Annotated in this window: 13 protein-coding genes; 10 read left to right on the plus strand and 3 right to left on the minus strand. The window is 38.7% G+C overall.

The window, feature by feature from the left end; translation table 11 throughout:
• The first annotated feature begins 9 nt into the window (after positions 1-9).
• The 7 genes from folB to kdpE all read left to right on the plus strand — a co-directional run bounded on the left by folB (position 10) and on the right by kdpE (position 8840).
• Positions 10-390: a dihydroneopterin aldolase gene (folB, locus tag F928_RS08150; protein WP_000338783.1), complete on the plus strand. Its 381-nt coding sequence runs from the start codon at positions 10-12 to the stop codon at positions 388-390.
• The gene (locus F928_RS08155) at positions 347-784 is read left to right on the plus strand and encodes a 2-amino-4-hydroxy-6-hydroxymethyldihydropteridine diphosphokinase (RefSeq protein WP_000993399.1); all 438 of its coding nucleotides are present in this window, start codon (positions 347-349) and stop codon (positions 782-784) included. The genes folB and F928_RS08155 overlap by 44 nt, the downstream gene beginning before the upstream one ends.
• Before the next feature lie 258 nt (positions 785-1042).
• A complete protein-coding gene (gene kdpA, locus F928_RS08160; protein ID WP_005073613.1) occupies positions 1043-2752 on the plus strand; it encodes a potassium-transporting ATPase subunit KdpA in 1710 nt (569 codons plus the stop codon).
• Positions 2753-2760: 8 nt separating this feature from the next.
• Entirely contained in the window at positions 2761-4800 is a 2040-nt protein-coding gene (gene kdpB / locus F928_RS08165; protein WP_078210461.1) for a potassium-transporting ATPase subunit KdpB, read from the plus strand.
• Positions 4801-4813: 13 nt separating this feature from the next.
• Positions 4814-5419: a potassium-transporting ATPase subunit KdpC gene (kdpC, locus tag F928_RS08170; protein WP_005073614.1), complete on the plus strand. Its 606-nt coding sequence runs from the start codon at positions 4814-4816 to the stop codon at positions 5417-5419.
• A gap of 38 nt (positions 5420-5457) precedes the next feature.
• Positions 5458-8112 (plus strand): sensor histidine kinase, encoded by a 2655-nt coding sequence (kdpD, locus tag F928_RS08175; protein ID WP_005073616.1) that lies wholly within the window; start codon positions 5458-5460, stop codon positions 8110-8112.
• 11 nt (positions 8113-8123) lie between these two features.
• Positions 8124-8840, plus strand: a complete 717-nt coding sequence (gene kdpE, locus F928_RS08180) for a response regulator (RefSeq protein ID WP_000625746.1) — start codon at positions 8124-8126, stop codon at positions 8838-8840.
• Positions 8841-8917: 77 nt separating this feature from the next.
• On the opposite strand, the gene puuA is transcribed toward kdpE, so the two are convergent.
• Entirely contained in the window at positions 8918-10342 is a 1425-nt protein-coding gene (gene puuA / locus F928_RS08185) for a glutamine synthetase family protein (protein ID WP_005073617.1), read from the minus strand.
• Positions 10343-10747: 405 nt separating this feature from the next.
• Here puuA and F928_RS08190 point away from each other — a divergent pair, with 405 nt between their 5' ends.
• Positions 10748-11296, plus strand: a complete 549-nt coding sequence (locus F928_RS08190) for a DUF2799 domain-containing protein (RefSeq protein WP_005073618.1) — start codon at positions 10748-10750, stop codon at positions 11294-11296.
• A gap of 44 nt (positions 11297-11340) precedes the next feature.
• Here the strand turns inward: F928_RS08190 and coq7 are convergent, their stop codons facing one another.
• Positions 11341-11976 (minus strand): 2-polyprenyl-3-methyl-6-methoxy-1,4-benzoquinone monooxygenase, encoded by a 636-nt coding sequence (gene coq7, locus F928_RS08195; protein WP_005073619.1) that lies wholly within the window; start codon positions 11974-11976, stop codon positions 11341-11343.
• Positions 11977-11979: 3 nt separating this feature from the next.
• On the minus strand, positions 11980-13302 hold the full coding sequence (gene lplT, locus F928_RS08200; protein ID WP_025469663.1) for an MFS transporter: 1323 nt from the start codon (positions 13300-13302) through the stop codon (positions 11980-11982).
• A gap of 166 nt (positions 13303-13468) precedes the next feature.
• On the opposite strand from lplT, the gene ytfM reads away from it, so the two are divergent.
• Entirely contained in the window at positions 13469-16204 is a 2736-nt protein-coding gene (gene ytfM / locus F928_RS08205) for an autotransporter assembly complex protein TamA (protein ID WP_002119628.1), read from the plus strand.
• A gap of 26 nt (positions 16205-16230) precedes the next feature.
• A complete protein-coding gene (locus F928_RS08210) occupies positions 16231-20739 on the plus strand; it encodes a translocation/assembly module TamB domain-containing protein (protein ID WP_005073626.1) in 4509 nt (1502 codons plus the stop codon).
• Positions 20740-20955 lie beyond the last annotated feature (216 nt).

Genomic DNA, 20955 nt, shown 5'->3' on the forward strand with positions numbered 1-20955 from the left:
TTTAAATTTATGGATGCCATTATTATTGAAGGCTTGAAAGTTGAGACAGTGATTGGCTGTTTCAACTGGGAAAGACAAATCATTCAACCTTTAATGTTGGATTTAACCATCCATAATGATTTGAGCCGAGCAGCAGAGTCTGACAAGCTTGAGGACACACTCAACTATGCCCAGATTTGTGAGTTATCGGCTCAAACCATTCAACAAGCTAAACCTGAATTAATCGAGCATGCAGCACATTTGGTTTTACAATGTTTGTTTGAAACCTTTCCATCAATTGAAAAAATTACCATAACCATCCGTAAGCCAGCCATCATTGCAGAAGCAAATGCTGTAGGAATTCGTCTTGAACGCACCAGAAACAATTTTTGCGCTCGCCCTAGCGAGTAATTTAGACGCAGATCAGCACTTTACTTTTGCTTATACGCAATTGGCAACTTTGGGGAAAGTGCAGTTTTCATCTGTTTATCAAATTCCATGCCGAGATGGTATTGGAGATGATTATTGGAATTCGGCATGTCTATTAAAAAGCAATTTATCGTGTGAACAAATTGAATCTTTTCTAAAGAAACTTGAGTCAGATTCGGGGCGTGTTCGTCCGTCGCATCATATTTCTTTAGATGTAGATTTGATTGCATGGGGAAGTGATCTGGATCATATGCAATTTAATTCTAAAAAGCTACCTTTGGCACTCGATGTAAAAATTCCTTTATATGAACTTTGGCATTGTGAAACCTTAAAGGCTGATAGCATGATTTATCCAGTCGTTAATTTTAAAGTTTAATACCCTTCAAACTAAATTTTACGCAAACTTTACGCGGGCTTTGACTTCCTCAATAGAGAATTTACGGGCATTTTATCGATACTGAAATTCACTAAATTAGTGTTATTTCAGGAAAATAAAGATGCTTATAAATTCTCAAATGCGCATCTTGCATCAGTCTGGCATTGTCTTATGCGGACTTAAAACAAATGATATTTCTCCATCTCTCCTTATTTCCAGTTTGGCAAATCAAGCCAAGGGGTATAGAGGAGAATAACCATGTTAGAACTTATACTTGTTTTATTTATTGCTATTTTTCTAGCATGGTGCCTCAGTAAATATCTATCCAAAGTGATGGCAAATCAGCCGATGTGGTGTGATGGATTATTTCGTTGGATTGAAAATCCTGTATACCGCTTGTTAGGTGTATCTCCACAACAACAAATGAACTGGAAACAATATTCTTTAGCATTTGTTGTGAGCTGTATTTTTCTTGCTGTGGCTATTCTTGCTATTTTTATGACGCAAGCGTGGCTACCATTAAACCCAAATCATGCACCAAATATGAGTTGGGATTTAGCACTACACACTGTTATTTCATTTTTAACAAACACCAACCAACAGCATTATTCTGGTCAGGCTCAGTTATCTTATTTGTCGCAAATGACAGGTATTGTAGGTTTGCAAGTCATTACTCCAATGATGGGGCTGGCTTTGGTTGTTGCGACATTAAGAGCTTTCTTTTATCAGCGTCCAAGCCATATTACGGCAGATGTTGCTGAGCAGCCAGATCAAATTTTAATTGGTAACTATTGGGCAGATGTAATTCGCCCTACAGTCCGATTCTTGCTTCCACTCTGTTTTGTCTGGTCATTGTTGCTTAACAGCCAAGGCGTGCCAGCAACTTTCCAAGGTGGGCCAGAAGTACAACTTATTGATAAAGCCAATAGCGTTGAAATTCAAAAAATTCCTTTAGGACCAGTTGCGCCAATGGTGGCGATTAAGCAATTAGGTAGTAACGGTGGTGGTTGGTACGGTCCAAATAGTTCTGTGCCTTTAGAAAATCCTACACCATTTTCTAATTTACTAGAAATGATTGCGATCTTACTTATTCCAATTACAGTCATTTTTATGGTCGGGCATTTTACTCAGCGTAAAAAGTTTGCTTACTTTGTCTTTGGCAGCATGCTTTTCATGTCAATTATTTCAGGTGCAGCGGCTGTCTGGTCTGAGAGTATGTCATCGACAGCATCTCAATTTGCCGTAATGGAAGGTAAAGAACAACGTTTTGGACCAGCAGCATCAGCAGTTTGGGCAGCGCTTACTACACAGGTAAATAACGGCTCGGTCAATATGATGCATGATTCTTCTGCACCGCTTACCGGTTTAGTCGAACTCATTAACATGCTGATTAATGCCATTTGGGGTGGTGTGGGCTGTGGTCTGCAACAGTTTATGATTTATCTGTTACTCGCAGTATTTATTGCAGGTTTAATGACAGGTCGTACCCCTGAATTGTTTGGGCGCAAGATTGAAGCCGCAGAAATTAAGTTGCTCGCGATTATTATTTTGATTCAACCTTTAGTCATTCTTGCCTTTACCGCATTAAGCCTCAGCGTTCCAGGCATATCTGGAATTAGTAATCCGGGACCACATGGCATTAGCCAAGTGTTCTACGAATATGTCTCTGCATTTGCCAACAATGGTTCAGGTTTTGAAGGTCTTGGAGACAACACTGTATGGTGGAATGTTACTTGTAGTATTGCTCTACTGTTAGGACGTTTCCCGACATTAATTTTGCCATTAATGATTGCAACACATTTAGCAGCAAAAAGAAAAGCACCCGAAACAGCAGGTAGTCTTCAGGTTGAAACTCCAACCTTTGCTTTAACGCTGATTACGATTGTTGTGTTGCTTACCTTATTACAATTTATGCCAGTTCTTGTCCTTGGGCCTATTGCCGATCAACTTTTGTTGGTTAAAGGCTAAGGAGGCGAGTGAAAATGAATACACAAACTCATGTAAATAGCCATAAACAAACCATGGCAGTGCCAAATTTTGAAGTTTGGAAAAATGCATTTGTGAAACTGCTACCGCAGCATGCAATTAAAAACCCTGTGATGGCAATTGTATGGCTTGGAACAGTGGTTACAGGCATTAGTACAATCTTAGGTTACACCACGCTGTTATTTGGTTTAGTGGTTACAGCAATTCTGTTTATTACCATTTTATTTGCTAACTATGCCGAAGCAGTTGCAGAGGCTAGAGGCCGTGGGCAGGCATCTTCACTACGTGCAGCAAGAGAAAATTTAATGGCTCGAAGACTCAACTCTTTGACAGACCGTCAAGCTACTCAAGTTGCAGCGACTGAACTTCATTTAAATGATTTCATTGAAGTACATGCAGGTGAGCTTGTTCCAGCTGATGGTGAGATTGTAGAAGGCTTTGCCACTATTAATGAATCGGCTGTTACAGGTGAGTCAGCACCCGTGCTACGTGAAGCTGGAACAGACCGTTCAGGTGTTATTGGCGGAACCAAAGTACTTACAGATCGTATTGTTGTGCAAGTGACTGCTGAATCTGGTCAAAGTTTCTTAGACCGTATGATTGCTTTGGTCGAAGGCTCAAATCGCCAGAAAACTCCGAATGAGATTGCGCTTGGCTTCTTGTTAATGGTAATGACAATCACATTTTTAATTGTCGTGATTAGCTTGCCATTTATTGCCAAGTATTTGCATATTGAACTTGATCCAGTCGTGCTCGTGGCGTTATTGGTCTGCTTGATTCCTACAACCATTGGTGGCTTGTTACCTGCGATTGGGATTGCGGGTATGAACCGTGCACTTAAAGCCAATGTTTTGGCGAAATCAGGTAAAGCAGTAGAAGTTGCGGGTGACATTGATGTGCTTTTACTCGATAAAACAGGAACCATTACTTATGGTGACCGTCAAGCGACCTCTTTTTATCCTTTAACTTCGGTAACCGAGTCTGAGTTGAGAGCTGCTGCTTGGGTAAGTTCACTTGCCGACCCAACACCAGAAGGGAAATCGATTGTTAAGTTAGCAAAAGAGCAAGGGCTAAAACAGCAAGAACCTGAGCAAGCCGAATTTATCTCTTTTAGTGCTTCTACCCGAATTTCTGGTGTGAATTTACCGAATGGTGACCAAATTCGTAAAGGTGCATTAGATGCAATCTTGAAATTTGTAGATGAAGATTATTCTCAAGATTTAGAATTAAAAGCGCGTGTTGAACAAGTTGCCAAAAAAGGAGCAACACCTTTAGCCGTCGCTAATCAACATCATGTGTTGGGTGTGATTGAACTCTCAGATGTGATTAAACACGGTATTAAAGAACGTTTTGCTCGTTTAAGAGAAATGGGTATTAAAACTGTCATGGTTACAGGTGATAACCCATTAACTGCGGCCGCGATTGCTGCTGAAGCTGGTGTAGATGATTATATTGCCGAAGCAAAACCAGAAGACAAATTAGCTTGTATTCGCACCGAACAACAACAAGGTCGTTTAGTTGCAATGGTCGGTGACGGAACCAACGATGCACCAGCATTAGCTCAAGCCGATATTGGCTTAGCCATGAATTCAGGTACACAAGCTGCAAAAGAAGCTGGCAATATGGTCGATTTAGACTCAGACCCAACCAAACTACTTGCTGTGGTCGAGATTGGGAAACAGCAGCTGATTACCCGTGGCGCTTTAACAACATTTTCGTTGGCAAACGACGTCTCTAAATACTTTGCCATTTTGCCTGCATTGTTCGCTGCTGCGATTCCACAAATGCAAGTATTGAATGTAATGCACTTGGCAAGTCCAAACAGCGCGATTTTATCTGCATTAATTTTTAACGCGATTATTATTCCGCTATTAATTCCAATCGCACTCCGAGGCGTCAAATTTAAACCTTCAACGGCAACTCAGTTATTACGTCGAAATATGTTGATTTATGGTGTGGGCGGTGTGGTTCTGCCATTCCTTGCCATTAAAGCAATTGATGTAGTGATTGTTCAATTATTTGGTTTGTAATCTGGAGTTTGAAATGAAAATTTATGTACAAAATTCAGAAGCAAATTTAGGTCAGACCTTAAGAGCATCTTTGGGATTATTAATTTTTACCTTAGTTGGCTGTGGCGCTGCTTATAGTGCTATCGCTACAGGTGCGGGACAGGTGTTATTTAACAATCAAGCGAATGGTAGTTTGATTGAAATAGATCATAGAGTTTTAGGGTCAAAATTAGTTGCTCAGCCATTTGTTGGAGAGGCTTATTTTCATCCGCGTCCTTCAGCAATTGCTTATGACCCGATGGCGATGGCAGGTACAAACTTAGCGCGTACTAATCCTGAACTACAGCAACAAATTGATGCTCAGATTCTTGCTGTGAAAAAACAAGATCACACGGGCAATACACCTATACCAAGTGATTTGGTGACTAAATCTGGTAGTGGTATTGATTCGCATATTAGTCCTGAATCTGCTCAGTTACAGGTTGCTCGAGTGGCTCAAGCTCGTCATTTAGATCCTAAGGTTGTGGAAGAGCTTTTGCAAAAGTATGTTGAACCGAAGCAGTTTGGTGTACTAGGGCAAGCTCGTGTTAATGTATTACAGCTCAATATTGCTTTAGATCAATTACAATCTACACATTAACTTAAAAATAAAGTTGTTAGTTTACCGGATGATATCAAGTGCAAAGCAATCGCGAAAATCAGGCTGAGGCCTTATTAAATCATGTCAACAGATATCAAGCCGGTCGACTAACGGTCTTTCTTGGTGCGGCACCTGGTGTAGGAAAAACTTATGCCATGCTTGCCCGCGCCAAAGAATTATTTCAACAGGGCACAGATGTTGTTGTTGGTATTGTTGAAACCCATGGAAGAATCGAAACTCTAAAAATTTTGGAAGGGTTGCCTCAGATTGCTAGAAAAGAAATGCAATATCAGGGGCATATTTTAGAAGAAATGGACTTGGATGCTATTTTACTTAGGCATCCAAAAATTGTTTTGGTTGATGAATTGGCTCATCGCAACGTCCCAAATAGTCGTCATGAACGACGGTGGCAAGATGTTAATGAGTTGCTAGACGCTGGTATTGATGTATTTACCACTATAAATATTCAACATTTAGAAAGCCTGAATGATGTGGTCTACCAAATTACGGGCATTCGAGTAAATGAAACAGTACCAGATCGGGTATTGGATCGTATTCGAGACATTCGCTTAATAGATTTACCCGTCAGTGAGCTTATTGAAAGGCTCCATCAAGGAAAAGTCTATGTGCCAGAGCAAGCAAATCTGGCATTACAAGGCTTTTTTAGCATTTCAAATTTAACGGCATTACGTGAACTGGCAATGCAATGCGTTGCTGAGCATGTCGATTCAGATTTAAAAGAGAGTTATGCCTCAAAGGGTTTGAAATCTATATCGTTACAAAATGAATTGATGATTGCGATAGATGGGCAAGGCTCTTCTGAATATTTAGTGCGAGCAGGCTGCCGCTTAGCAGAACGTAATGGGGCTACATGGACTGTAGTAAATGTTGATAGAAGTTTGGACTTTGGGCAGAGTTCAGTGAGTTCTTATAAAAAAGAATACATCGAGATTGACCGTGCATTTGAGCTAGCTCGACAACTAGGTGGTCGAACTGAAGTTTTATATGGGCCGCGAGTTGCATCAGTGTTAATGGATGCCGCCGTTGATCGAGGTATTTCCAATCTTGTCATTGGGAAAAGTATTTCACCGTGGTGGTTAAAGTTATTTAAGAAAAATTTAGCTCAGCAATTATTAAATCAAGAAAACTCGATTGCTTTAACCATTTTGCACCCAGAACAGGGCACTAAAAAGATTAATCAGCTCGAAAAACCTTCATTTTTATCATTAAAAGAAAGTATTTTTGTTTTAGCTGTGACGTGCGGTAGCATTTTTCTAGCTCACTTCGCCGAAGTTCTATTTGGTATTGAAGACTTCTCTGTCATTTTTATTATTTCTGTTTTAATTGTTGCAACGAAAACCCGAATGTTAGCTGCAGTAGTGGCTGCTCTTATTTGTTTCTTAGCCTATAATTTTTTCTTTATTGCCCCGCGTTATACCTTTCAGATTTCAGCACACCAAGGGGTAGTCACCGTTGTGGCTTTTTTTGCAGCAGCTTTAATTGCCGGGCGTTTGGCTTCTCAGTTACGCCAGCAAGTTTTATCTTTAAAAGCTGCCAATGCCTACACTAGGGTAATGCAAGACTTGGCACGTAAGCTTTCTAGTGCAGTAAATCTTGAAGAAGTCATGCAAACAGGACGTATGACTTTAGAAACACAACTTCAAACTAAAGTGTGGATTTCTATTCGAGATAAGGTAATTTCATCTGATATTGAGCTAAATGATAAAGAAAAAGTAGCCGCAGAATGGTGTTTGAAACACAAGCAGCCATGTGGGCGTTTTACTGATACGCTGAGTCAATCAAACTGGTGGTTTTTACCTCTTTTAGAACAAAAAAATAGCCTAGGTATTGTGGGAATTTACTTTAAGGATGAAGTGGTTTCCTTAAATTTTGAGCAAAAGAAACTGACTGAAAGTGTAATTGAGTATATTGCACAGGCAGTACTTCGAACCCAATTGGTGAATGAGCTTGAACAAGCAAAAGTCACCAGTGAAACAGAGCGCTTACGTTCTGCTTTATTATCTTCGGTATCGCATGATTTACGCTCGCCACTCGCTTCTATTATTGGGGCAGCAGACACACTTGCCAATTTTAAAGCTGAAATGACAGAACAAGACCAACAAGATCTGCTTGAAACAATTCATTTAGAAGGTGAACGCTTAGACCGTTATATTCAAAACTTGCTTGATATGACCCGTTTGGGACATGAAGGTCTAACTTTAAAGAGAGACTGGATTGGCGTAGATGAATTAATTGGTTCGGCAACTCGCCGTTTAAAGCGCTATAAACCAGATACACAAGTAGTAGTTCAGTTACCTGAGCAACCGATTAGTTTGTATGTTCACCCAGCACTGGTAGAACAGGCTATTTTTAATGTTTTAGAAAATGCGGCAAACTTTTCACCTCCAGATGAACCAGTCATGATTCGTACTCATCTTGTGTCAGAAGATGAGGTGAAAATAGAAATTGAAGATAAAGGTGCTGGAATCCCCGAAGACGAAAGACACCGCATTTTTGATATGTTTTATACTATGGAGCGTGGAGACCGTGGAAAATTTGGTACAGGTTTAGGGCTTACAATCGTAAAAGCGATTATTGGTGCTCATATGGGTACAATAGAAGCATTTTCAGGGCGCCAAAATAAAGGTACTTTAATTCAAATCAGATTACCCATTCACCCAGTAAAAGAATAAGTTGTAAATTCATGATAAGTTCCGAAACCTCACCTGTAGAAACACGTATTGTGATTATTGATGATGAGCCTCAAATCCGTAAATTTTTAGACATTGCTTTAAGAACTCAAAAATACAAAACCACGCTTTGCGAAACAGGTTACAAAGGTCTAGAGGCTTTGGCAACCCAAGGGGCCGATTTGGTTATTTTAGACTTAGGCTTACCTGATTTAGATGGAAAAGAAGTCCTTCAAGAATTACGTAGCTGGTCGAATGTTCCCGTTATTGTGTTATCTGTACGTGCTGATGAATATGAAAAAGTTGCCTTGCTAGACGCAGGCGCAAATGACTACATGACCAAGCCTTTTAGTGTGCAAGAGCTTTTGGCGCGCATACGTGTCATTTTAAGAAATCAACCGATTCAACAAGAAGCACATGTGTATGACGATGGTTATCTCAAGGTTGATGTCATGCAACGTTTAGTTTGGATCGAGCAACAACCAATTACTTTAACTCGAAAAGAGTTTCAGCTTTTGACGTTATTAATGCGCTATCAAGGGCAGCTTTTAACACAGCCTCAGCTCTTAAAAGAGCTATGGGGACCCACCCATCAGGAAGATACGCACTATTTACGTATTTTAGTGGGCAAGTTACGCAGTAAACTGGGGGATAACGCGATTCAGCCACGTTATATTGCTACTGAACCAGGTGTTGGGTTACGTTTTTTAGCTAAACAGAAAAATCATTAATTAGATATAAAAAAAACCTTAGGGTATTTCTCCCTAAGGGTTTGCAAAGTGGTTTATAGTTTTTTTGCTCTTTTTATTTATATATCCCAATGTTGTTCTGCTTCAGTCATTTGACTGTAAATATTTTGATATTCAGCCTGTTTAACCGTGTACCAATGTTCTACAAAGTCTGCCCCTAAATACCCTTTTAAAATAAGACTTCCTTTAAATATTTTTAAGGCTTCCGGCTGATTGTTGGCTAATAAAATGTGCTCATCTTGAAATTTTAAAAGATGTGCAGGTTTTGGCAGCGGTAACTTATGAGATAAGCCGTAAGACGCGCCCGCTAAAATAGTCGCTGTAACCAGATAGGGGTTACAGTCAGCTCCAGCAACACGATATTCTAAGCGTTGATTTTGTACATCTGAGCATGGAATTCGGATTGCAACATTTCGGTTGTTAGTATCCCAATTGGCTTCTAATGGCACGTGATGACCAATTTTAAAACGTCTATAAGAATTAATATTAGGCGCTAAAATCGCCATAGATGCAGGCATTAACTCAATTAGGCCACTAATCGCGCTCAATAATTTGGCTGAAAGCTCATCTTTTTGTACTTCTGAGCTAAATATATTTTCATGGTATTGATTAAGCATACTCATATGAAAATGCATACCACTACCAGCTTTTGCCAAGTTCGGTTTCGCCATGAAACAAGCAGTTAAGTCATGTTTTCTTGCGACTTGCTTTACAATTCTTTTTAAAGCATTAATTTGATCGCAGAGTTTTAAAATGTCATGGCTGTGTTGAAGATTTAATTCGTATTGTCCAGGGGATGATTCCGCAACAATTGCGGTAATTTCAATTGATTGTAGTAAGGCTGCTTTCTCAACCTCATCTAGGACTTGCTGATAGCTATTCGGTGCATCTATATCGAAACATTGGTTTTCTATGCAGGTTTCAGACTGATGCTGAGGTGAGAAAAGGTAAAACTCTAGCTCGGCAGCCATGACAGGAAAATAATTATTAGTATGTAACTGATTTAATAATTTTTTTAATATATTACGTGGTTCATAGCGGCAGTCTGTACCATCTTCTTCTTGCATGGATAGGTAAAGCTGAGCATTTAATTCTGGGGATAAGGCACTTGGTTGCAAGCTGCCTAAAATGGGCAGGCAAAGTCTATCTGGTTCACCAATATATTTTCCCAAGCCTGTTTCTTCAATCACTTTCCCATCAAGGCTCATGGCATAAACAGAAAGAGGAAAATAACATCCATTAGATAGATTTTTCAGACTCTTAACATCAATACGTTTGCCACGAATATGCCCGTTTAAGTCATGTAGACAAATATCAATGTGCTGAGTGTGAGGATATAAATTTAAATATTCATCAACTTCTTTTAAAAAAAGATCTGATTGGAAAGTATCAGATTGTGTCGGAGGAATAAAATTATCTGATATTTTAAATGCCTTAAAGTGAGGATCTTTTAAGTTTAAATTTGGGTAAATAAGCGTACTCATTATAAAAAACCTTGGTGGTTATTTAGCTAAAATCCTAACGTAGCCTTTGACTTTAATCTCGTAAAAAAAGAGTAAAATGATGAAAGATTTTTTTATGGGTTTTATTGTTTTTATTTGTTAATAATCAATGCATTGAATCTAATTCTTATTATCAATTTTTAAAGTAAAATTAGCGTATAAGAGCAGTCAGCGCATTATAAAATTCTACTGATTTCTCTTTTTAAAATTAAACAAAGCTAAAAATTTAAGCTTCTCATTTGGTGAGATGGTCAAACTGCTTTAAACTTAAATGCTTATCCAGTTAAACATTTATTTATAAATCTTGAATTGAGCAAGGCTTATATAGCACATGTACTGGAATTTTATTTTTTGCGTTTTTAAATTTTATTTTTGAGTTTTCTTAATATGAAAAATATCGGTTTAGCCATTTTAGCAATCAGCCTTTCAGGTTGTGCTGCAATGAGCGTAGAAGAATGTAAGACTGCGAATTGGTCATTAGTGGGTGAGAAAGATGGTTCAAAGGGGTCTTCGCCACGTTTAGATCAATATTATAAAGCGTGTGGAAAAGCCAATATTGTTCCAGATCAAAAGTCATATGAACGTGGGTATAAAGAGGGCTTAGGGTATTATTGCCAGCCATCAAATATTTTTTATAACGCTTTAGAGGGTAACGGCAATATTAATGTATGCCCAATCGAGCAGCGTAATCGTTTAAGACCTTATTATCGAGCTGCCTCAGATTACTACAATGCAAAAAATGAATATGACCGTTATGATGAAAAGTTTAAGCAATATTCTGATAGTGCTTATAACGAAAAATTAAAGCCAGAAGAGCGTGAGCGTTATCGTAAGCTTTTAAGAGAATTACAAATTGATCGTGACCGTATTAACAGAAACTATTGGAATTCAATTCGAGATATCGAACGTTTCAAATATGATCACGGCTTAAAATAATATTTAAAACAGGATTGATCCGAATGAGATCAATCCTTTGGTTTTTAAAGATAATAACTCGTTTTTGTCATTAACTTTGAAATAGCAGTCATCGTAATTTTTACTGCATGCGGTAATTCAACACCGCCTGCTTCAAGTGCAGTATGACGGTGATGCAATTCATCTTCATTCATTTGCTCTAAAATTTTACGAGAACGTTCATCTTGAGCGGGTAACTGGTTTAAATGATCTTGCAAATGCAGACTAACCTGACGCTCAGTTTCAGCAACAAAACCTAAGCTATATTTATCACCTGCAATACCAGCAAGGGCACCCATGCCATATGACAACCCGTACCAGATTGGGTTTAACAAACTTGTATGACTGTTTAATTCTTTTAAACGATCTTCACACCAAGCTAAATGATCTTGTTCTTCAATCGCTGCTTGTTGCATTTCTTGACGTACATTTGGCAATTTCGCCGTTAATGCTTGCCCATGGTAAAGTGCTTGAGCACATACTTCACCACTGTGGTTAACACGCATTAAACCTGCGACATGGCGAGCATCTTCTACACCAAGTTTTGTTTCTACTGTTTCAGCTGGATTTTGACGCTGTGCTGCTGTTGCACCCGGAACAAGACTACGCAATGCCTGATCAAATGAGTTAATAAGTTGATCAATTCCAGTATAGTGGCGCATAAATTAGTCCTCTAAAGAAAGGTGGGCTGTGGCAAGCATTGGTTTTAGTCTAGCGAGAAGCCAGATACTAAAGATTGCACTAAGTACAGCTGTAATAATAAATAGTATTTTAATATCAATTTTTAAAACACTTAAGATTAAGATTGAAAAAATTGCAGAAGAAACCATGAATACAGCATTTAAAATGTTATTCGCTGCAACAACACGTGCACGATGTGAACGTGGTGAATAAGCCTGCATCATGGCATATAGGGGAACAATATAAAAACCGCCACTAATACCCAATAAAGTCACAGCAATCATGACATGGTAGTAAACCCAGCCTTGGGTGAAAACGTCTTTTAAGGTAAGTAATGCCCCAGTTCTTTCTGGTACAAAAGCTAAACTGGCAGCAAGGTAGATCGCAAAAACAGTAAGGCCAACTGCACCAATCGGCACCATTTTAATATTAATTTCTGAACCACCAATTTTACGGCAAAGAAGAGAACCCACACCAATACCGACTGAAAAGAAAGTCAGTAACAAGCTAACGACATTTTCTGATGCATGAAGGTTTTGCTGGGTAAGCTGTGGAATTTGAGTTAAATAGGTCGCACCATAAAACCAGTACCAAGAGTTGCCTAGCAAAATTGTGAATACTAACGGTAAGCTTTTGGCATATTTAATGGTTTGAAAGCTGGTACGGATGAAATTCCAGTCAATCTTTAAGTCAGGTGCAGCAACTTTTTGCGGCAAAATGAAGCGACTAAATAAATAGCCTATGCAAGCAATAGCCACTACGGTGATACTAATCCACAATAAATTACCATCTGATGAGGCAATTACGGCACCACCTAAGATCATTCCGAATAAGATCGCCATGGATGTACCGGATTGAAATAGCGCATTACCCGACATTAACTCGTTCGGTTTTAAGATTTCAGGCAAAATTGCGTATTTAATCGGGCCGAAGAACGTCGAATGCGTACCCATCAAAAATAAAGCAAAAAGAAGTAGCCATAAGTTTCCTAACAGGAAACCCGCAGTACCGATGAGCATAATGATGATTTCTAAAATTTTAATACCACGGACGAGTTGAGATCGTTCGTATTTGTCGGCGATTTGTCCAGCTGTGGCTGAAAAAAAGAAATATGGCAGAATAAATAAGAGAGCTGCCAAATTATTAAGAGTGCTTACAGGGGCAGATTGTTGCTGAATCCATCCATAAGTAATCACTAATAATAAAGCTTGCTTAAAAACATTATCATTTAATGCGCCAAAAAACTGGGTAAAAAACATCGGTACAAACCGACGTGAGGTCATCAGGTGCTCATCTTGTTTCATCATGTGCAAACTTCATTGTGTTTTATAAAAAAATGTGACCGAGTGTTAATTTGCATCGAAAACCATGTATGATATTTTTAACGCTTGATTAAATGAAAAATCAATGGTTTTGAGTGAGTTTTACACTCACATTGGTGCGTTTTATTAAAAAATAAGTCTAGAGTTTTCTATGCCTTCTAAAATTAAGTTTAAACAGTCAACTCTCTCACATTCTATGCATTTAATTTTAAAAATGCAGGGCATTCCTAAACTTATTTGTAGCAGCTTGTTGTTAAGCGTTTGCGTAACGCCAAGTTTTGCTCAAACTTCTGTTGAGAATAGTTCATCAACAACTTTAAACCAGACAGTATCTGAGGAGTCAACTGAACAGTCAGCTCAGGTTAATGAGCAATATACTGCTCCAGTTACAGATATCGCTACACTTGTAACCCAAGCTCAGCAGCAACAAGATAGCTTGGCTATATTGCAACAACAAGAACAATTTCCAAATCAAATTGATGAATTTAAGCCAATTACTCTTGATAACCTTGAAGATTTACCCGATATGCCTGTTGATCAAAATATGGCAAATGAAATTTATAGGGTAGCGGAAGAAGCAAAGAATGAAGCACAGAACTTTCAAAATGGGACTCAGAAACTCCCCGAAGTTACTGTAAGCGATGCAACTCAATCTGAATTAAATCAAATTAATCAGGCGCCAGTAAATATTGATCAGCTTATGCAAGAGATTAAGTCTGATAGTAAGATTGTAGTGGAAGCCAATGAGACTGGAAAAACACTACCTGAATTGACACCAGAGGCCGAAGAACCGCCTGAGCAAGTTGGTTTCTTTAAGCGTATTTTAAATAAAGTACGTCCGCCACGTGCAATTCCGATGGAACAAGTACCGCGTATTAGCGCAGAGGTAGAAGGTGCTTCAGATGTGTTGGCTAAAAATATTAAAGGTAAGCTTTCAACATTTACCCAAGAGTCATTTGAAGACTTCAATGCTGCTTTACCTCAGCTTAGAACATTAAGTAATCAGGCTGCTCAAGCTGTTGGCTACTATAATGCTGAGTTCCGATTTGAAAAATTAAGTCCGAGTCGTGTTCGTGTCAGAGTGACACCAAATGAACCAGTACGAATTAATGAGCAAAATATTGAGTTTACCGGTCCAGGCGAAAAGCAGCCGCAATTTCAGGTTATTCGTTTAGTTCCCGATCAAGATGTGGGTGATATCTTTAACCACGGTTTATATGAAACCACTAAAAGCCGTATTGTTGATGCCGCATCTAATAATGGTTATTTTGATGCTTATTGGCGATTGCATGATGTAAAAGTAAGTCAGCCAGAAAATAAGGCCGATATCAATTTACGCTACGAGACTGGTGAGCGCTATAAATTAGACAAGGTCGAGTTTCGTATGAGTGATCCTTCGAAACCTTTGCCATTAAACCAAAATATCTTAGAAAGTATGGCGCCTTGGAAAGAGGGTGATGACTATGCCTTCTGGCGTGTAAATGTGCTCGCAAATAACCTAACCAACTCACGTTATTTCAATTACACCTTGGTTGATAGTATTAAACCAGACCCAATTGAAAAGCCACTTGAGCTACCACCAGATTTACAAGCTTTGGTGGATGAACAAAATATTGATGTTGATGAGTCTAATTTACTTTCACCAGAACAACGACAACTTGCGAAAGCACGTCAATTAGCGACATCCAATAAAGAAGTTACGCAGAACGTAGTCGATGAAAAACAGTTTGCCGGAACACAAAATGCGAAACAGGCAGAGCCTCAAACTGCAATGTTGCAAAGCGCCGCAGCTCAGCATGATGAACAGGAAACTGAACAGGATCGTTTACAAGCTCAAGCACGTGAAACAAAAAGAATTCCAGTTATTGTGACTTTAAATGCTGACAAGCTAAATAGTTTGGAAACTGGTATTGGTTATGGAACCGATACGGGGGCGCGTTTACGTAGTCAATATCGCCGTTCTATCGTAAATAAATATGGTCATTCTTTTGATGCCAACTTAGAAGTTTCTGAAATTCGTCAATCGATTGATGGTCGATATAGTATTCCCTATAAACATCCGTTAAATGACTATTTCAATATCGTTGGCGGTTATGAGCGTGAAACACGGGATGATATTGGTCCGGATGTAAGCCTGTTAACCGAATCTGCTGTTGTGGGCGGTGAGCGTATAATCAAACGTCCATTAGGTAATTGGCAGCATACTATTGGTGTTCGTTATCGTTTAGATCGTTTGACCCAAAAAGGTAATGTTGATATTTCTGAATTACCAGATGCTTTTAAAACAGCTGCATCTGAGCAAGAAGCATTATTGTTTAGTTATGAAACATCTAAAACCTCAAGTAATACACGTTTAAACCCAACAAAAGCTTTTAAACAAACTTATAAATTAGAATTAGGCAGTGAGAGTTTACTCTCAGATGCCAATATGGCGATTGCGAGTGCAGGCTGGAGATTTATTTATTCTCTAGGTAAAAATGATGATCACCAATTTGTTGGAAGATCTGACCTTAGTTATATTTTTACAGATGACTTTGACAAAGTTCCATACAATCTTAGATTCTTTACGGGTGGTGACCAAACGATTCGTGGATTTGACTATAAAAGTCTTTCTCCAGAAGTAGATGGATATAAAATTGGGGGCCAAGCTTTAGCTGTAGGTTCTTTAGAATATAACTATCAGTTCAAAGATGGATGGCGAGCAGCTGTTTTCTCTGACTTTGGTAATGCTTACGATAAAGATTTCAGTAATCCAGCAGCTTATAGTGTTGGGGTCGGAATTCGCTGGAAGTCTCCAATTGGGCCAATCCGTTTAGATGTCGCTTCGGGTATTTCAGATGAGAACCATCCGATTCGTTTACATTTCTTTATAGGCCCACAACTTTAAAAATAAAATTTTATTAGGTTTATTTTATGGCGGAAGTAGAACAGCAGCCCACTTCGGCACCAAGCTCTCCTAAGAAGAAGCGTCGCATTTTGCGTAGCTTCTTGCTGACGATATTGATCATATTGTTATTATTGGCTTCTTCGTTAGTCATCATGATGTCAACGGATCGCGGAAGCCGTTTTTTATTAGATCGAGTTTTAGAAGCTCAGAAAATAATTAAATATGAATATGAAGGCGGCAACTTATTGCGAGGCATTATTCTCAAAAATGTGTTGGTGCAATTAAAAGATGTCGATGTTTCATTAGATCGAGCTGATGTAGGCTTAGGATGGCGTTCTTTATTATTAGAAAAAGAAGTGCATTTAAGCCATGCAGATGTACGCAACTTACGTATTATTAATAAAACTCCGCCCTCTGGTAAACCGTTTGAATTTAAACCAATCAAGTTACCCTTTGTTTTACGCGTAGATGAAGGTGATGTTGATCATTTAGAAATTAAGTTGGCAACCTCAGATGTAAGTTTTCATGACGTTCATTTGCAGGATGCACTTTGGTCAGAGACCAAACTGGAATTTGAAAAATCTAGTATGGATATGGGCTATCTTTCAGTCCATAACGCAACAGGTAAAATGGATTTCAGTGGTAAATATCCATTAGATGCCACAGCAGATTTAAGAATCCCATCTTTAAAAAGTCTAAATATTCAAAATATTAAAGTGGCTGCTCGGGGAAGTTTAGATACTATAAAAGCTGGGGTTGCAACAACCACTCCCGATCTATTAACAGGTTGGGTAATATTGCATCCTGTTCGCGATGAAGTTCCAATGCAAGGTGAACTATTATTAAAAAACTATCATTTACCTTTGCTACAAGAACAAAAACTATTTGCAAAAAATGGTGTGATTAAGTTTCAAGGTGATATTAAACAGCTTAATTTGGCACTTGATACAGATTTAAAGGGTGAGAATTTACCTGAAGGTCAGTACAACGCTTTAATGAATACTGATTTAGTTCATCAGCTTAATATTACCGATTTTAATGGCCAAGTTATGAAAGGTGCCGTTAATCTTAAAGGTCTGGTGAATTGGAAAGATCATGTGACTTGGGACATCAAAGGTCGTTTAGATCGCATTAATCCTAAAGACAAAGCGATTCCTCAGGTGGTTCAAGACTTCTTACCGCCAAGTTTAGATGCTGCTATTGCTTCAACTGGTTCTTTGGAAAAAGGCACAGAAGTATTTGCTAACGTTGATTTTGACCGTTATGAGTCTTGGAAACTCAAGCTTAATCAGGCGCCTGAAAAAAATAATAAACCTCAACCAATGCTCATGAATGTGGCGTGGGCGAATATAGACCGTGCAATGCCTTATATTGGATGGTTAAGTAGTGATAATGGTCAAGTCGATTTAACATTACGTGACGGTCAACAAGATATTAAGGTTGCTACAAAAGTATATCAGCATGAAAAAACTTTATTGCCAGCAGGACAATATCTAGCCAACCTGAATGTTAAAGATAATATCTTAAATGTGCCTAATTTTAGTTTTGCTGCTGAAAAAGGTAGCTTAACAGGTCAGGCTAAAGTTTTATTACCTACTGAAAAACGTCAGCTGGCTTGGAATGCTTTATTAAATGCAAACGATTTTAATCCGCAAAGTATTCAAGCAGCAGCGCCAGTTAATCTGTTAAACGGTTCGATTAAGGCAAATGGTTTCGCTAAACCAAACCAGCAAATTATTCAGTTTGAGAAAATTGATTTAACTGGTCGATTGGCTCAAGCAGGTCAAGAAACTGTAAGTTTAGGTGGAAAAAGTACAGCAGCATTATTATTTCATGATGTTAAAGCTGGTGGCGGCTTTAAAGGCTTTGCGGTTAATTATGACGGGTCTTTAAAAGCCTTAAAACAGGCAAATGGTTTGTTGAAGTTTTCTATAGCGGGCACGCCAGATTTTATTCGAATTAGCCAGTTACAACATGATGGTGTGGCTGGAAAAATCTATGCTACTGGTTCTGTCAATTTAAAAGACCGCATTGCATGGGATATTAATAGTTCATTAGTACGCTTTAAGCCTCAATATTTTGCCTCAACTGTTAAAGGTGAAATTTCAGGAAATCTGAAAACTCAAGGGGTTTGGTCTGATCACTTGAAGCGAATTAATATTCAGCAATTGAATCTTGCAGGCTTTTTAAATAATAAACCTGTTCGGGGTAAGGGTAATCTATCTCTATTGATGGATTCCAATCAAAATGGCTTTTTACCTCAGCAATTTGAAGCAAATAACTTATTTTTAGTGTATGGACAGAACCAGCTACAAGCTACTGGCAATGCACAAAATCTAAAAATTAAGCTGAATGCGCCAGCACTCTACGAGTTATATCCGGGACTGCGTGGTCGAGCTTATGGTGATTTGAATGTTCAATCACAACCACGTTTAAAAGCAACAGCCAATATTGCCGTAGATAATTTTGCTTTTAATACACTCGTAAGTGTGAAGAGATTGAGTATTCAGGGTGAGCTTCCAACATCGGAAACAACACCGACTCAATTAACCGCAAAATTAAATAATCTGCGTAGCGGAAATAGAGAAATCCAGTCCGCTGAAGTGAATTTGACAGGAACAAGAAAAGCACATTTATTAAAAGTACTTGGCAATAATAGTGTTTCCAAGTTCTATGTTCAGCTGGCAGGCGGGTTTAACCAAAAGAATGATTGGTTAGGTCAAATTCAGAAAGGAAGTTTTGATTCACGACGAATTCGTCTGGCACAAAATCAAAATGCTCCAGTAATTTTTTCTTCTGCGAAATCTGAGCTATATGTGGGCCAACATTGCTGGCAAAGTACCAATAGTCAGCTCTGTTTTGATCAGCCTGTAAGAGTGAGTAAAGCACGAGGGAATATTTCCTTTGTAACTCAGAACATGGACTTAAGTGATTTCGCGGCATTTATGCCAGAAGGCTTAGCGATGACTGGACAATTAAATGGTTACGCTAAGGCATCGTGGGTAAATGGCGGTAATCCAAAACTTGATGCGCGTTTAATTACGCGTAAAGGTGAAATCGGTTTAGCTGCTGAAGATCCACAAGATCCTGCAACGACTTTGGCTTATGATGAGTTAGGGGTAATTGCAAAAAGTGTATCAGAGGGTCTGTTATTTCGTGTTGATGTGAAAACACCAGATATTGGTACGGGTTACGCGAACGTTATTATCAACCCATTCCAGTCATCAATGCCAATGCATGGTGAAGTGGCCTTTAATGATGTTCAATTAAAAGTCTTGAAACCATTTATTCAAGATGTTCGCTCAATGAGTGGGACGTTAGCCTTGGCTGGTAAAGTCAACGGTACATTAACTCAACCTCAATTTACTGGTGAAATGCGCCTGAAGAATGGTGCGATCAGCATGATTTCTCTGCCAGTGAATCTAACCAATGTGCAGGTGTATTCATCAATTCGTCAGGATATGGCAACAATTGATGGAGCGTTTAATAGTGGGCAAGGTGTAGGCTTGCTTAAAGGTAGTTTTGAGTGGAAAGATGCGCCGCGCCTTCAATTAAATCTGAAAGGTGATAATTTACTGGTACGTCAAGCGCCATTAATTACAGCAATTGCCAACCCGAATCTGACACTTGATATGTATCCTTTTGATAAGCGTTTAAGCTTAAAAGGATCAGTAGATGTTCCTCGTGCACGTATTTCAATGCCAGAAACGACTGTTCCAATTATTAATACTTCATCAGATGTTCGCATTGTGCGCCAAGGTCAAGATCCACTTGCAATTTTACGGGCCGCTAAACCTTGGGATATTCGAGCTGATATTTCTGTTAATATTGGAAAACAAGTTATCTTCCAAGGCTTTAACAGTAATATTCCATTAGTTGGTCGTCTAAACTTAAGCCAACGTGGTTATGAAACTGCAATGAGAGCTAATGGAGCGATTGGTGTCAGCCAAAAAGTGAAAATTGAAGCTTATGGACAAAGTCTAGACTTGAACCGAGCAATTGCCCGTTTTAATGGACCATTGGCTAACCCGACTTTAGATATCGATGCGAACAAAAATGTTCAGGGAAGCATGGTTGGCGTACGTGTTACGGGTACTGCGACATCACCAAACATTCAGGTTTATAACGATGCAGGTCTATCTGAGCAAGAAGCATTGAACGCGCTCGTTACGGGTCGTATTAATGAAGGTTCGAGTGGCTTGAGTAATGCAGAAGGTTTTAAATCTGATGTAAACAACACCATTGCTGCTGCGGGTATTAGTATGGGCTTGGGTGGTACACGTGCTTTAACTAACCAGATTGGACGTACGTTTGGTTTGAGCGGTTTAGCTTTAGATGCACAAGGTACAGGTGATGATACGCAAGTGAGTTTAACGGGTTATATCACACCAGATCTGTTTATTCGCTATGGTGTTGGAGTGTTTACTCCTGTAAACAAACTCACTTTACGTTATCAAATGAATCGACGTTTATATTTAGAAGCAAGTCAATCTCTAGAAAGAGCAATCGATCTTTTCTACAACTGGCGCTTTTAGTTAGTTGAAACTAATAATGAATGAATTAAGAGCTCACTATTGTGGGCTTTTAATTTAATAACGTCTTCATAACATTTAAAAAAGTTGAGTGTTTATCATCTAAAGTATCGCTTCTCTTAAGAGTAAAGAAGCCTTGGATAGGTATTGGTTAAAGAAAATTCACTTGAAAATTGCTGTTTTATAAATTAGTTTTCAGAAACATTAAATGAAATTAGA

Source organism: Acinetobacter pittii ATCC 19004 = CIP 70.29 (assembly GCF_000369045.1).
GTDB lineage: Bacteria > Pseudomonadota > Gammaproteobacteria > Pseudomonadales > Moraxellaceae > Acinetobacter > Acinetobacter pittii.